This is a genomic window from Sphingosinicella microcystinivorans (assembly GCF_003634215.1).
Taxonomy (GTDB): Bacteria; Pseudomonadota; Alphaproteobacteria; order Sphingomonadales; family Sphingomonadaceae; genus Sphingosinicella; species Sphingosinicella microcystinivorans.
The window spans coordinates 481697-496544 of record NZ_RBWX01000008.1; the positions used below are offsets into that span (position 1 = coordinate 481697).

Sequence of the window (14848 nt, forward strand, 5' to 3'; positions counted from 1 at the left end):
ATCGCCAGCGGCTTCCGTGCACGCTAAGAAGGCGCCATGCCTCACCTCCTGATCCTCGGCCAGGGTTACACCGGATCGCGCCTGCGCGCGGCGCTGGAACGCGAAGGCTGGGCCGTGACCGGCACGGCGCGCACCGCACGGCCCGGCATCCTCCCAGCCGACGATCCCGGCATGGCGGACGCCATCGCCACCGCAACGCACATCCTGTCCTCCGTGCCTCCCGAAGCCGATCACGACCCGGTGCTCGCGCGGCACGGCGCGGCGCTCGCCGCCTCCGGCGCGTGGCGCGGCTACCTGTCCTCCACCGGCGTCTACGGCGACACCGGCGGCGCGTGGGTGGATGAAACGGCGCCCGTCGGACATGGCCGCCGCAGCGCGCGCACCGCTGCCGATCTCGCGTGGCAGAAGATCGGCGCACGCGTGCTGCGCCTGCCCGGCATCTACGGCCCCGGCCGATCGGCGCTGGGCCGCGTGCGCGAAGGGAAGGCACAGCGCATCGACGCGGGCACGCAGGTGTTCAGCCGCATCCATGTCGACGACATCGTGGCCGGCGTCATCGCCGCGTTCGCTGCGCCGCCCGGCGTCTGGAACATCGCGGACGACGAACCCGCGCCCGGCCACGCCGTCACCGCGTTCGCCTGCGCACTCGCGGGCGCGCCGCTACCGCCGCTCGTGCCGCTCGCCGGGGCCGCGCTCTCGCCGCAGGCGCGCGCCTTCTATGCGGAGAGCCGCCGCATCGCGAACGGCAAGATGAAGCGCGACCTCGGCATCCGGCTTCGCTATCCTGATTATCGATCCGGCCTTCGCGCCTGTCTTCGGGAGGAGTGTCCATGAAATTCGGCGTCGGCCAATCGCCTCGCAGGGTGGAAGACGAACGGCTGCTCACCGGGCGCGGCCGCTACACCGACGATTTCCAGCCAGACGGCACCGCCTACGGCGTCACCGTGCGCTCACCCTACGGCCATGCGCGCATCCTCGGCATCGACACCGCCGACGCGCGCGCCATGCCCGGCGTGCTCGCGATCTACACGGCGGAAGACATCGCGCACTATGGCCCGATCCCCTGCCTCGTATCCCTCCCCGGCCGCATAGAAACGCACCGGGCGCTGCTGACGAAGGACATCGTGCGCTTCGTCGGCGACGGCGTCGCGTTCGTGGTCGCCGAAACGCGCGCGGCCGCGCGCGCTGCTGCCGAGGCCGTCGTCGTCGATTACGAGGAGCTGCCCGCCGCCGCGACAATCGACGCCGCGCTCGCACCCGGTGCGCCCGCGATCTGGGAAGACGCCCCGGATAATCGCGTTTTCGACTGGCATGTCGGGGATGAACCCGGCGCGCGCGCAGCCATCGCGTCTGCCGCCCACGTCACGCGCCTGCGGATCGTGCAGAACCGCGTCGCCCCCACCTCGATGGAGGTCCGCGCAGCGCTCGCCGAATGGTCGGACGAGAGCGGCCTCACGCTCACCGTCGGCAGTCAGGGCGTCGCCGCCATGCACAAGACGCTCAGCCGCGAGATCCTGAAGTGCGCGCCGGAGCGGCTGCGCGTCATCACCGGCGATGTCGGCGGCGGCTTCGGGCTCAAGGTGTTCCTCTACCCCGAATATGGCCTCGTCCTCCATGCCGCCGAACATCTGAAGCGTCCGGTGAAGTGGACCGGCGAGCGCTCCGATGCGTTCCAGACCGATTCGCACGGCCGCGCCGTTCTGTCGGAGGCCGCGCTGGCGCTCGATGCCGAGGGCAATTTCCTCGCGCTCGCGGTGGAAAGCTGGTCCGATCTCGGCGCCTATCAGGCGCAGTTCGGCCCGGCGATCCAGACGATGGCGGGCGGGCGCATCATCGGCGGCGTCTATCGCATTCCGGTGATGCACAACCACGTCCACGGCGTCGTCACCAACACCGCGCCCGTCGATGCCTATCGCGGCGCGGGGCGGCCCGAGGCGACGTATCTTGTCGAGCGTCTCATCGAAACGGCGGCACGGGAGACGGGCCGCGATGCGGGTGATCTGCGCCGCCGCAATCTTCTGCGCCCTGATGAGCTGCCCCACGCCAACGGTCTCGGCCTCACCTTCGATGTCGGCAATTTCCCGGCGCTGCTCGACGCCGCGCTCGAAAAGGCCGACTGGACCGGCTTTCCCGCCCGCCGCGCGGCAGCGGAAGCGCGCGGGCTGCGCTATGGACGCGGCGCGGCTTATTATGTCGAGATCGCGGGCGGCAGCGATCTCGACGAATTCGCGGACGTGCGCTTTCTCGCAGACGGCACCATCGAGGCGGCGGTCGGCACGCAATCGAACGGGCAGGGCCACGAAACGTCCTACGCACAGGTACTCGCCGAACGGCTCGGCGTGCCGATGAATCAGGTACGCATCGTACAGGGGGACACCGCGCGGCTGGAGGTCGGGCGCGGCACCGGCGGCTCGCGCTCGATGGTGTGGGGCGGCGGCGCGCTCATAGAAGCGGCGGACACGATCATCGAGAAGGCGCGCGATCTCGCCCGCGCCGATCTCGGCGAGGATGTCGATTTCGACGCGGGTGTTTTGCGGGCGCGCGGCTCGAACGCGACGATGAGCCTCGCCGAACTCGCCGCGCGCCACCCGCGAACGCTCGACACACGCGCGCGCTATGCGAAAGAAAAACCCACGCCGACCTTCCCCAACGGCTGTCACGTCGCGGAGGTGGAGGTCGATCCGGAGACGGGCCGCGTGCGTGTCGCGCGCTACGACGTCGTCGATGATTTCGGCACGCTGGTGAACCCGCTGCTCGTCGAAGGCCAGGTGCACGGCGGCATCGCACAGGGGCTGGGGCAGGCGCTTCTCGAAGACGTCGTCTACGATGAAAGCGCCCAACTCCTCTCCGGCAGCTTCATGGACTACGGCATCCCGCGCGCCGACGACATGCCGCGCGCCATCACCTTCGCGTCGCGCCCGGTGCCGAACCCCAACAACCCGCTCGGCGCCAAAGGCTGCGGCGAGGCCGGTACGATCGGCGCCATGCCCTCCATCATGAACGCCATCGTCGACGCGCTGGACGGCACCCCAGTCGACATGCCCGCCACCCCCGAAAAACTCTGGCGCATCTGCCGCGAACTCGCCCACCGCACAGCGGCCTGATCCAGCACTTAAACGTTGTCGGTACAGGCGTTACGCGTCCATAGTGGCCGCGCCCCGCATTATGCCCGACAGTCTCGACGATCCCGCTGCCACGCGCCCCTTTGCCATCCCGATCTATCGAACGGTGTGGATCGCCAGCATTGTTTCCAACTTCGGCGGCATGATCCAGTCGGTCGGCGCGTCGTGGATGATGACAACGCTCACCACATCGCCCGCGCTCGTTGCGCTCGTGCAATCGTCGGTTACGCTGCCGATCATGCTGCTGTCGCTCGCGGCGGGCGCGATAGCCGACAACCGGGACCGGAGGCTCGTGATGCTGGCCGCGCAGGGCTTCATGCTCGCCGTGTCGGTGGGGCTTGCCGTGTGCACATGGGCGGGGCTCATCACGCCGTGGCTGCTGCTTGCCTTCACCTTCCTCATCGGCTGCGGCACGGCGCTGAATGGCCCCGCGTGGCAGGCTTCCGTCGGTGACATGGTGCCGCGCGCCGCGCTTCCCGGAGCGGTCGCGCTCAATTCGATGAACTTCAATATCGCGCGCAGTCTCGGTCCCGCGATCGGCGGCGCGATCGTGTCGGCGGCGGGCGCTGCTGCGGCCTTCGCCGTGAACGCTTTCAGCTACATCGGCCTCATCACCGTGCTCGCCCGCTGGCGTCCGCAGCGCCCGCCGCGGACACTCCCGCGCGAGGGACTGTTCGATGCGATGGCGGCGGGTGTCCGCTACGTCGCCATGTCGCCGACGCTTCGCGCCGTGCTCCTGCGCGCGGCGGTGTTCGGCATCGCGGCGAGCGCCGTGCCCGCGCTGATGCCCGTCGTCGCGCGCCATCTCATTTCGGGCGGCGCCCTGACCTACGGGCTTCTGCTCGGCGCCTTCGGAATCGGCGCGATCGGAGGCGCCCTGTCGAGCGGCCGGCTGCGCAGAACACACTCGAGCGAATGGATCGTCCGCATTTCCATCGCGGCATTCGCCGCCGGCACGGCGATCACCGCGTTCAGTCCTGCGATGCCGCTCACCATGCTGGGCCTGTTTCTCGCGGGCGGCGGATGGGTGCTCGCGCTGTCGACGTTCAACGTCACCGTGCAGATGTCGGCGCCGCGCTGGGTCGTGGCGCGCGCGCTCGCGCTTTATCAGATGTGGGCGTTCGGCGGTATGGCGATCGGAGCGTGGGCGTTCGGCGAGCTTGCCGGAATGGTCGATGTGCGCACCTCGCTGATGGTCTCGGCCACGCTCCTCCTGCTCGGGCTTCTCCTTGGCATCGCGCGGCCGCTGCCAGAGGTAAAGGATCTCGACCTCGATCCCATCGCGCGCTGGAGGGAACCCGAAGTCGCGGTGCCGGTCGAGCCTCGCTCCGGCCCCGTGGTGGTCACAATCGACTACCGCATCCCAGAGACAAGCATCCGCGAATTTCTCACAGTGATGAGCGAGCGCCGCCGCATCCGCATGCGTGACGGCGCGCGGCACTGGACGCTGCTGCGCGATCTCGGCGATCCCGAGCTCTGGATCGAGCGCTACCATGTGCCGACTTGGCTCGATTACATCCGCCACAACCAGCGCCGTACCAATGCCGACGCGGACAACACCCACCGCCTGCGCGCGCTGCATACGGGTGAGGAGCCGCCGCGCGTGCACCGGATGATCGAGCGTCAGACCGCTGTTCTGCCCGGTCTCCGCCTGCCGAGCGCGCGTGAGCTTGCCGGGCCGATCACCGATCCGTCCCAGTCGGGCTAGCTGCGCCCCGTCGTGCCGCCCGCCGCGGCAGTTCCCGCAGGCACGCTGCGCGCGCGAAGCGCGATGACGAGGCCGACGATGGTGAGCACCGCCCCCGCCACAGCGAGCGGCGTCCAGCGGTAGCCTTCCAGAATTGTCGAGATCGTCATCGCGATGAACGGGACGAGCACGTTCGTATAACCGGCCCACGCCGGCCCGACGATGCGGATGACGTTGAAATAGAGCACGAAGGCGAGCGCCGAGGCGAAGGCGGCGAGGTAGAAGACGCCGCCCAGATAGAGGGGCGTCCATTCCACGACAGGCGGCCCGCTCGTCACCCACGCAGCAACCGCATCGATGAGCGCGCCGTAGAACATCGCGAACGCGAGCATTCCGAACATGTCATAGCTGCGCGCGCGCACGGTCCCCTGCATCACGTTCGAAATCGAAGCGACGATGACGGCGCAGCCGGTGAGCGCAAGGCCGGTCGCGAACGCGCCGCTCCATCCCGTCTCCGTCAGTTCCCGCTGGAAAAGCAACGCGACGCCGACGATGCCGAGCCCCGCGCCGATCATGAAGCGCCGGCTGATGGGCTGCTTCAGGAAAAGCCAGGCGAACAGCGTGTTCGGCACCACCAGCAGCGCGAACACCACCGCGATCAGTCCCGAAGTGACGCTGCGGCTCGCCTGGTAGACGAAGTTGAAATTGCCCGCGAACTGCAGGAGGCCGAGCAGAAGGAAAAATCCGTGCGCGGAGGGCGGAAATCGCAGCGTCCGCCGCATGAGGATGCAAGCCCCGAACATCAGCGCACTGGCCACGGCGAATCGATACGTCACCGACCATTGCGGCGGAACGACGCCAAGCTGCGTCTTGATCACATACCAAGTCGTTCCCCAAATGAGCGTGACCGCCGCGAACGGCAGGACGACACGGGAAACGCCGCTTGGCGTCACAGTTCGGAGAGGGCGGCGGCGAGCGCCTGCACATGCGCCTCGGGCGTGTCCCAGGCGGTTACCAGCCGGATTTCGCCCGGCGCCCAGTCATAGAATTCGAAGCCTTTCGCGCGCAGCGCCGCGGAGTCCTCCGGCGACGCGCGCAGGAACAGCTCGTTCGCTTCCACGGGGTGGAGCAGCCGGTCGCCCGCCGCCACAGCGAGACGCGCCGCAGCGGCGTTCGCGGCGCCGGCATTGCGTTCCCAGGCGCCCGTTTCGATCATCGCGAGGAGCTGCGCGGCAGCATAGCGCCCCTTCGAAGGCATCTGCCCCGCGCGCTTATTCCGGTGCGGCAGCGTTCCGGCGAGCGCGGGGTCGAACACCACGATCGCCTCCGCAGACATGCCGCCGTTCTTGATGAACCCGAAGCTCATCATGTCCACCCCCGCGCGCCACGTGATGTCGGCGGGCGCGCAGCCGAGGTGCACGAGCGCGTTCGCGAAGCGCGCACCGTCCATATGGAGCCGCCAGCCGCGCCGCTTCGCTTCCTCGCCAAGCGCCGCCACTTCGTCCGGCGTGTAGACGCAGCCGTATTCGGTCGCCTGCGTCATCGAAAGCACGCACGGCTGCACCTGGTGCACGTCGCCGCGCATCCCGGCCACCGCCGCGCGCACGGCGTCCACCGTCAGCTTGGCGGCGGCACCTTCGGCGAGGATCAGCGACGCCCCGCCACTGAAGAAGGCGGGTGCCCCGGCTTCGTCCACCTGGATGTGCGCCTCGCGGCTGCAGACGATCGCGCCCCACGGCGGCACCATCGCGGCGAGGCCAAGGCAATTCGCCGCCGTTCCCGATCCCACGACGAACACGCGGCACGCATGGCCGAAAAAGTCACCGAACACGCCGTCGAGGCGCTGCGTCAGCGCGTCTCCGTCATACGTGCCCACAACGCCCGTGTTGGCGGCGAGGACGGCTTCGATCACCTCGGGGCAGGCGGCGGCGGCGTTGTCGGAGACGAAATACATTCTGCGAGCCGCTAAGCCGCTCCTTGCGCTTGGTCAACACTGGCGCTGGCCCGCCAGTCGATTATGGTCGCGTGCACAAATCAAACATGAAACAGAATATGAATTCAAAATTGAATCCGGCGAGAGCCGGAAACAGGGCTGGAAAAGGAAAACCATGCTGAAACCGATTGTTGCCGCCGTGCTGCTTGCCGCCGCGCCTGCCGCTGCCGCCGAAACCAATGCCGCGCTTGCGCGCATTGATGCGGACCGCGCCGCGAACGAAGCCGCCGCCAAGGCGATCTGGAACTTCGCCGAAGTCGGCTATCAGGAGGCGCGCTCGTCGGCGCTTCTGCAGAAGCGGCTGAAGGACGCGGGTTTCGACGTGAAGGCGGGTGTCGCTGGCGCCCCCACGGCATTCACCGCCACCTGGTCGAACGGCACGGGTCCCGTCATCGGCATCATGGGCGAATACGACGCGCTGCCCGGCCTCAGCCAGACGGCGGACCCCGCGAAGACCATACGCAGCGACGTGACCGCCGGGCACGGCTGCGGGCATCACCTGTTCGGCGTCGCCTCCGCTTCCGCCGCCATCGCGGTGAAGGACTGGATGAAGGCAAACGGCGCGAAAGGCGCGATCCGCTTCTACGGCACGCCCGCCGAAGAGGGCGGCGCGGGCAAGGTCTACATGGTACGCGAAGGCCTGTTCAACGATGTCGACATCGCGCTGCACTGGCATCCGTCATCGGAAAACAGCGCCGATGTTCAGACCTCGAACAGCAACAAGTCCGGCAAGTTCCGCTTCCACGGCATTTCAGCGCACGCCGCGGGCGCGCCCGAACGCGGCCGCTCCGCGCTCGACGGTGTCGAGGCCATGAACATGATGGCGAACATGATGCACGAGCACATGCCCGAGAAGTCGCGGATGCACTACATCATCACCGCCGGCGGCAACGCGCCGAACGTGGTGCCGGACTTCGCCGAATCCTTCTACTACGTGCGCAATCCCGATGCCGAAGTGGTGCGCGAGACCTTCGAGCGCCTGGTGAAGACGGCGGAAGGCGCCGCGCTCGGCACTGGCACCACGGTGGATTACGAGGTGATCCACGGCGCGCTGCCGCTGCTCCCGAACCGCACGCTGCAAACGCTCGTCCATGCGAAACTGAGCCAGGTCGGCGGCGTGCTCTACACGACCGAGGACACCGCGTTCGCCCAGAAGATCATCCCGACGCTCGGGCAGACGAAAGCCAAGCTCTCCGACGCCGCGCTCGTCGAGCCGATGAAGGAAAGCCACGAAGCGGGCTCCACGGATGTCGGCGACGTCTCGTGGACGGTGCCCACCGCGGGCTTTTCCACCGCGACATGGGTGCCCGGCACGCCCGCGCACAGCTGGCAGGCCGTGGCGGCAGGCGGCACCTCGATCGGCATGAAGGGCATGCAGAATGCCGCGAAGGTGCTGGCGCTCACCGCGATCGACCTGTTCCAGAAACCCGAGTTGATCGCGGCGGCAAAGGAGGAGTTCGCCGAGCGACGCGGCCCCGATTTCGTCTACCACTCCCTCGTGGGCGACCGCACCCCGCCCCTCGATTACCGCAACGCACCGGGGAAGTAAGGCACTCCCCCTCGCCCGCTTGCGGGAGAGGGAGGGGCCTGCCGCGAAGCGGTGGGAGGGTGAGGGCCGCCCTCACCAACTGCGCGTGGGCCTAGGGCCAACGCTCCGTATCCTCTCCCGCAACCGGGAGAGGAACATCAAACCCCACCCATTCCCGAAATAATGCTCCAGGCCGTCTCGTCGATCGGCATCACCGAAAGCCGCGACTGGCGGATGAGCGCGAGGTCTTTCAGCCGGTCGTCCGCCTTCATCGCGGCGAGCGTCACCGGCGTGCGCAGCGGCTTCACCGCTTCGAGGTCGACGAGGCCGGATTTCTCGTCGTCAGGGTCGGGGTAGAATTCGGCCACCACCTTCGTGATGCCCACGATCTCCTTGCCCTCCACCGAATGGTAGAAGAACACGAGGTCGCCCTTTTTCATGCCGCGCATGTTGCCGAGCGCCTGCGCGTTGCGCACGCCGTTCCAGTGCGTGCGTTTCGCCTTCACCTGATCGTCCCAGCTCCACTTGGTGGGCTCGGTCTTCACCAGCCAATATGCCATGATCAACTATCCGCGTCCGGTTGCGCCTCGGGGCGAGCGTTAAGAAACGCGGGCAGTTTCATCAAGGCCTTGTCGATCTCCACGAGCGTCGGGAAGCGCGAAAGGTCAGTGCGCATACGGCGCGCGTTATACATTTGCGGCGCGATGCACACGTCGGCGAGCGTCACTTGATCGCCGAACAGATACGGGCCGGGCGAGCCTTCCGCGATCTCTTCGAGCGGCTTGAAGCCTTCCTCGATCCAGTGGCGATACCAGTCGTCGATCGCCTCCTGCTCCTGTCCCATCTCCGTCTTCAGATATTTGAGCACGCGCAGGTTATCGACCGGGTGGATGTCGCACACGATGATCTGCGCGGCGGCGCGGATACGCGCGCGCTTCACCGGGTCGTCCGAGAGGAGCGAGGGCTCAGGATACATCTCGTCGATATATTCGAGGATCGCGAGGCTCTGGTTCAGTCCGACATCACCGTCGATGAAATAGGGCACGAAGCCCTGCGGGTTCAGCAGCTTGAAGCCGACGCCGCCCTGCGCGCCCGTGCGCAGATCAATGCCCTTGCTCTCGTAGTCGAGCCCCTTGAGACCGAGCGCGATGCGCACCCGGTAGGATGCCGACGAGCGCCAGTATCCGTAAAGCACGCGCGACATGTTCGCCCCTTTCAGCTTGCTGTTCGGGCCGCTTCGTAGCGGGCGCGTTCCTCGGCGACCAGTTCCTTTCTGGAAAGCTTGCCGATCATCGTCTTGGGAAGACTCTCGCGGATTTCCACGCCGACCGCGCGCTCGTGCTTGCCGACGTGGGCGTTCAGGTAATCGAGCAGCGCCGCATCGGTCACGTCCGCGCCGGGCATCAGCGTCACGAACGCCTTCGGCCGCTCACCCAGGTACGCGTCGGGCACGCCGATCACGAGCGCCTCCTTCACGGCCCCGTGCTTGTAGAGCACGGCTTCAAGCTGGCTCGGGAACGCCTTGAAGCCGCCGACGACGATCATGTCCTTCAGCCGGTCGACAACATACACATAACCGTCCGCGTCGATGTAGCCGACATCGCCCGTGCGCAGCCGGCCATCGATGAACGCTTCAGCGGTCGCCGCCTCTTTCTTCCAGTAGCCGCGCATGATCTGCGGGCCCGCCACGGTAATCTCGCCGGGTTCGCCCTCCGCCGGAGGTTTCGAAGGGTCGTCCTTGTCCACGATGACAATGCGTGTGCCGGGCAGCGGCTGCCCGATCGAGCCGGGCTTGCCTCCGGTCTCGTAGGGATTCACCGAAACCACACCCGCACTTTCGGTAAGGCCATAGCCTTCCACCAGCTTCGCCTGCGTCTTCGCCTCGAACCGGGCCTTCAGTTCGGCGGCCATCGGCGCGCCGCCCGAAATGCACGCGCGGATCGAGGTGAGGTCGTATTTGGCGATCTTCGGGCTGTCGAGAAATGCCTGGTACATCGTCGGCACGCCGGGCAGCGCGGTGATGCGGCGGCGCTGGATCGTCTCCAGCGCGAGGCCCAGTTCGAACTTCGGCAGCAGCACCATCTCGCCCCCGCGCAGCACGGTGCGGTTGAGCACGCACGTATTCGCGAACACGTGGAACAGCGGCAGCGCGCCGAGGATGCGGTCTTCGATGTCCGGTTCGGGGTCGATCGCCTGCACCTGCTGCGCGTTCATCGAAAGGTTCGCGTGCGTGAGCACCGCGCCCTTGGGCGTCCCCGTGGTGCCGCCCGTATATTGCAGCAGCGCGATGTCGCCGTGGACGTCGATCTCGGGCGCGTCTTCCAGCCCATCGTTTTCGAGCAGACTGGAGAAGTGGATGTGCCGCAGGTCCGCCTTTACCTTCGAACGTTCGCGGCTTTTGAACACGCGGTAGAGCAGCGCCTTGCCTGTAGGCAGAACGTCGGCGAGCGAACCCACGACAAGACAGCGCAGGCGCGAGCTTTCCAGCACCTCGGCGATCGTCGGGTAAAGCTGCGCGACGTCGAGGCAGACCATGATGTCCGTCTCGCTGTCCTCCACCTGATGGCGAAGCTCGTCCGCCGTGTAGAGCGGCGAGAAGTTCACCACCGTGCCGCCCGCCTTCATGATTGCATAGTAAGCGATCACGTATTGCGGGCAGTTCGGCAGGAAGAGGCCGACCTTGATGCCCCTCCGCACGCCGAGAATCTGGAACCCCCGCGCCGCCTTGTTCACCGCCTCCGCGATCTCGGCATAGGAATAGATGCGGCCAAGGAAATCGATGCAGGCGGCGTCCGGCGTGCGCGCGGCGGCGTCCTCCAGAATCCGGTGGACCGGCATCGGCTCCAGCGTCAGATCCCAAGGCACCGGATGGCCGTAGTTCTGCATCCAATCCATGCCGCCGGGCATCATCCTCTCCCGCAATGCGTTTTGCGCGACTATAGCGCCTGTGTCTGAACTTTCGCTGAAAATCCGGGGAATTCGAGGCCGGTGAGCCGCGCGAGATCGGCAAGTGCCTGTGCTTCGCTCGTCACCTTGATCGCCGCCATGCCCATCGCGGCGGCGGGCTTGCAGTTGATGCCGAGGTCGTCGAGGTACACGCACGCCTCCGGCGCCACGCCCAGCGCGTCGCACATCATGCGGTAGATTTTGGGATCGGGCTTGCGCACGCCGACCTTCGCGCTTTCGATCACATGTTCGAACCGCGCGAGGATCGCCGCGACGGCCGCGGCCTTCTCGGGATCCGCGCTCATGCCCGCGCCGCGTCCGACCTTGGCGTTGTTGGTGATGCAGCCGAGCCGAAAACCCGCGTCCTTCAGCATATCGAGCGCCGCGACCATCGCCGGGCGAATATCGCCCGCGAGCAGGCTCAGCACATCGCGCCCCGCGATCTGATACCCCTGCGCCGCGGCTTCCTCAGCGAACAGCGCGTCGAACGTGTCTGCATCGATTTCGCTGCGTTCCAGCCGCGCCCAGGCGTTTCGGTCGGGGTCCGCGGCATTGATCCGCCGGATACTATCGCGCGGCAAACCCCTCGACGCTTCGTATCGATTGAAGGCCTCGAACGGCGAAGACGTGATGACGCCGCCGAAGTCCCACAGAACCGCCGCGATCTCAGGCCGCACGATACCAGTCCACTCCGTCCGTCCGCGCACGCACCGCACGGCCCCGCCGCTCCAGATAATGCAGGTGCGCCAGCGTCTCGCCCGTCGCCATCATGATCTCGTCGTCGCCGACCGGACGGCGGAACAGCACCCCGAAACAATCGTGGGCGCGCTTCGGCGTCGCGATGAACGCCTCCAGCGCGTCGAGCTTCTGATGATGATCGGCCTCAAGCTGGTTGAGCCTTGCGTGCAGCCCCCGGAACGGCTCGTTGTGGGCGGGGAACACGTAAAGTTCGTGATCGAGCCCGCGCAGCTTCTCGATGCTCGCAAGCCAGTCGCCGAGCGGATCGGCCTCGGGCTCGGTCGAATAGACCGACACGTTGGAGGTGATGCGCGGCAGCACCTGGTCGCCCGCGATCATCAGCCCGTCTTCGTCAGCGACGAGGCAGGCGTGCTCGGGCGTATGCCCGCGTCCCACCACGATGCGCCACGCCCGCCCGCCGATGCGCAGCACGTCGCCGTCGGCGATGCGGATGAAGCTCGATGGCAGGCGCGAGACGGCGCGGGAAAAGCGGCCCCAACCGCGATTGCGGAAGCTTTCCAGCACCGCATCCGGCCATCCGGCGGCGCGGTAGAAATCAACGGCCTGATCGGGCGGCGCATCGGCGATGTCGAGCGTCAGCATCCGCGCCATCAGATATTCGGTGCGCGCCATCACCAGCGGCGCACCGCTCTTGTAAGTCAACCAGCCCGCAAGCCCCAGATGATCCGGGTGATAGTGCGTGACGATGACGCGCGTGACCGGCCTCCCTGCCAGAGGCCCGGCGAGCAGCTCGCGCCACACGCCCTTGCAGCCTTCGGTGTTAAGCCCCGTATCGACGATCGCCCAGCCGTCGCCGTCGTCCAGCACCCAGAGGTTGATGTGGTCGAGGCTCATCGGCAGCGGCATCCGCAGCCAGAACACGCCCGGCGCGATCTCGTGCAACTTGTCTGGAGGCGGCGCCCAGCGGCCAAGCGGGTAGAACAGCCCGCGCCGCTCCTCGCCCTCGTCGGGTGGAAGCGCGTGGTCCGCGAGCGATGCGTCGCCGATGGGTTCAGTCGTCATGACCGCACCGGCTTAGGCCGCGCGGCGCGCCGCAGCGACCTCCCGGAAACGTCAGCCCTGATCGGCTTCGTCCAGCGCTTCCTGCGCGGCGCGGGCCGCTTCGGCACGCTCCTTGCGCAGCTCTTCCAGAAGCTCGTCGCGGTCGTGATCGAACGTCATGTCGACGCGCTCGATACCCGCCTTCTTCGCCGCCACGGCGACGAGCGCATCGAGTTCGCGCTGCGAACAGAGGCCGAGCGTCACCGGATCCTTGGGCGTAATGTTCTGGATGTTCCAGTGCGTCTTGTCGCGGATCGCCGAGATCGTCGTCTTCGTCGTGCCGATGATGCGCGAAATCTGCGCGTCGGTGATCTCAGGATGGTTGCGCACGATCCAGGCGATGCCGTCCGGCTTGTCCTGCCGCTTCGAAACCGGCGTGTAGCGCGGCCCCTTGGTGCGGCGCTGCTGCTCCGGCCCCTTCTGCAGCACCAGGCTGTGCGCGGGGTTCGCCTGGGCCTTGTCGAGCTCGGCCTGCGTCAGGTCGCCGGCACGGATCGGATCGCGCGGGATATGCTTTGCAGAGGCTGTCTCGTCGGCGATCGCCTGCACTTCAAGCACATGCAGCCCGCAGAAATCGGCAATCTGCGAGAAGGTGAGCGCCGTGTTGTCGACCAGCCATGCAGCGGTCGCGTGCGGCATCAGTGGATAATTCTGGGCCATGGCGAATGCGCCTCTTCTCGAAAGAGCGAAATAAAAGGGCCGCCCTTTGGGGGGCGGCCGAACCTCTAAACTATAGGCACGCCTCAGGCTGCGATCAAGGGTTTTAGCGGCACCAACGCGCACCGAAACTCGGCGGCAGCGCGTTCCCAACTGAAACTTCGGCCATAATCGGCGCACGCAGCACGATCCTTGCCGAGCGCGCCGGCGATGGCCGCGCCGAGATCTTGATCGAGACACCCCGTCTCGGGCGTCACGATGTCGATCGGCCCCTGCACCGGATAGGCCGCCACGGGAACGCCGGAGGCGAGCGCCTCGATCAACACCATGCCGAACGTATCGGTGCGGCTTGGGAACACGAACACGTCCGCGCCCGCATAGGCCGAAGCGAGCGCCGGGCCGCGCAGCGCGCCGAGGAAGATCACGTCGGGAAACTTTCGTTCGAGCGCCTTTCGCGCCGGGCCGTCTCCCACGACGACGCGTGTGCCCGGATGGTGCGTGGCGAGGAAGGCCTCGATGTTCTTTTCCACCGCGATCCGTCCCACATAAAGCTGGATTGGCCGGGGGAGCGCTTCGTAGGCCGCGTGCGGCGCGCTGTCCGCCGAGAAATTCGCAAGGTCGACGCCGCGTCCGAACGGCGCCGTCGGGCCGATGCCTTTCGCGGCGAGCTGCGCACGCAGGCTTGGCGTCGCGGCGAGAACGCTCTCGGCGGGGCCGTGGAACCAGCGCTCGTACCGCCAGAACCACGCAGCCGGAAGGCCGGTACGCGCGGACACATAATCTGGGAAATGCGTGTGATAAGCGGTCGTGAACGGCAGTCCCGAGCGCAGACACCATCGCCTTGCGGCAAGACCCAGCATTCCTTCGGTGGCGATATGGATGGCATCGGGGACGAAGGCGCGCAGCCGTTTCCCGACCTGGCCGGACGTTGCGAGCGCAAGCCGGATTTCTCCATAGCCCGGACAGGGCAGCGAGGGCCACGCGTCAGGCGAAAGCACCAGAACCGTATGCCCGGCGCGCTCCAGCTCGCCGCGCACCATCTGAAGCGTGCGCACCACGCCGTTCACCTGCGGTTCCCACGCATCGGTGACGATCGCTATGCGCATGGAAACGGG

13 protein-coding genes are annotated in these 14848 nt (G+C 67.2%); 4 read left to right on the top strand and 9 right to left on the bottom strand.

Annotation, left to right across the window (positions count from 1 at the left end; genetic code table 11):
• Positions 1-36 precede the first annotated feature (36 nt).
• The 3 genes from DFR51_RS11295 (at position 37) to DFR51_RS11305 (ending at position 4830) form a co-directional block, all read left to right on the top strand.
• Positions 37-834, top strand: a complete 798-nt coding sequence (locus DFR51_RS11295; RefSeq protein ID WP_121051154.1) for a Rossmann-fold NAD(P)-binding domain-containing protein — start codon at positions 37-39, stop codon at positions 832-834.
• Entirely contained in the window at positions 831-3104 is a 2274-nt protein-coding gene (locus DFR51_RS11300) for a xanthine dehydrogenase family protein molybdopterin-binding subunit (RefSeq protein WP_121051156.1), read from the top strand. Before DFR51_RS11295 ends, DFR51_RS11300 begins: the two co-directional genes overlap by 4 nt.
• Positions 3105-3165: 61 nt before the next feature.
• A complete protein-coding gene (locus DFR51_RS11305) occupies positions 3166-4830 on the top strand; it encodes an MFS transporter (RefSeq protein WP_121051591.1) in 1665 nt (554 codons plus the stop codon).
• Here the strand turns inward: DFR51_RS11305 and DFR51_RS11310 are convergent.
• On the bottom strand, positions 4827-5762 hold the full coding sequence (locus DFR51_RS11310) for a DMT family transporter (RefSeq protein ID WP_121051158.1): 936 nt from the start codon (positions 5760-5762) through the stop codon (positions 4827-4829). The genes DFR51_RS11305 and DFR51_RS11310 overlap by 4 nt on opposite strands.
• Positions 5759-6763, bottom strand: coding sequence for a threonine aldolase family protein (locus DFR51_RS11315; RefSeq protein ID WP_121051160.1), 1005 nt, complete (start codon positions 6761-6763; stop codon positions 5759-5761). Before DFR51_RS11315 ends, DFR51_RS11310 begins: the two co-directional genes overlap by 4 nt.
• 154 nt (positions 6764-6917) lie before the next feature.
• Between DFR51_RS11315 and DFR51_RS11320 the strand changes: the two genes are divergently transcribed.
• A complete protein-coding gene (locus DFR51_RS11320; RefSeq protein ID WP_121051162.1) occupies positions 6918-8351 on the top strand; it encodes an amidohydrolase in 1434 nt (477 codons plus the stop codon).
• A gap of 137 nt (positions 8352-8488) precedes the next feature.
• Here the strand turns inward: DFR51_RS11320 and DFR51_RS11325 are convergent, their stop codons facing one another.
• The 7 genes from DFR51_RS11325 to DFR51_RS11355 all read right to left on the bottom strand — a co-directional run bounded on the left by DFR51_RS11325 (position 8489) and on the right by DFR51_RS11355 (position 14839).
• Entirely contained in the window at positions 8489-8890 is a 402-nt protein-coding gene (locus DFR51_RS11325; RefSeq protein WP_121051164.1) for an EVE domain-containing protein, read from the bottom strand.
• 2 nt (positions 8891-8892) lie between these two features.
• On the bottom strand, positions 8893-9534 hold the full coding sequence (maiA, locus tag DFR51_RS11330; RefSeq protein WP_121051166.1) for a maleylacetoacetate isomerase: 642 nt from the start codon (positions 9532-9534) through the stop codon (positions 8893-8895).
• Between the two features lie 11 nt (positions 9535-9545).
• The gene (locus DFR51_RS11335) at positions 9546-11240 is read right to left on the bottom strand and encodes a long-chain-fatty-acid--CoA ligase (RefSeq protein ID WP_420853139.1); all 1695 of its coding nucleotides are present in this window, start codon (positions 11238-11240) and stop codon (positions 9546-9548) included.
• 26 nt (positions 11241-11266) lie between these two features.
• Positions 11267-11953 carry an HAD-IA family hydrolase gene (locus DFR51_RS11340; RefSeq protein WP_243445513.1) on the bottom strand — a complete coding sequence of 229 codons (687 nt, stop codon included), beginning with the start codon at positions 11951-11953 and terminating at the stop codon, positions 11267-11269.
• The gene (locus DFR51_RS11345; RefSeq protein ID WP_121051168.1) at positions 11943-13037 is read right to left on the bottom strand and encodes an MBL fold metallo-hydrolase; all 1095 of its coding nucleotides are present in this window, start codon (positions 13035-13037) and stop codon (positions 11943-11945) included. Before DFR51_RS11345 ends, DFR51_RS11340 begins: the two co-directional genes overlap by 11 nt.
• Before the next feature lie 51 nt (positions 13038-13088).
• Positions 13089-13715: a DUF1013 domain-containing protein gene (locus tag DFR51_RS11350; protein ID WP_121051597.1), complete on the bottom strand. Its 627-nt coding sequence runs from the start codon at positions 13713-13715 to the stop codon at positions 13089-13091.
• A gap of 104 nt (positions 13716-13819) precedes the next feature.
• Positions 13820-14839: a glycosyltransferase family 4 protein gene (locus tag DFR51_RS11355; protein WP_121051170.1), complete on the bottom strand. Its 1020-nt coding sequence runs from the start codon at positions 14837-14839 to the stop codon at positions 13820-13822.
• Positions 14840-14848: the final 9 nt, after the last annotated feature.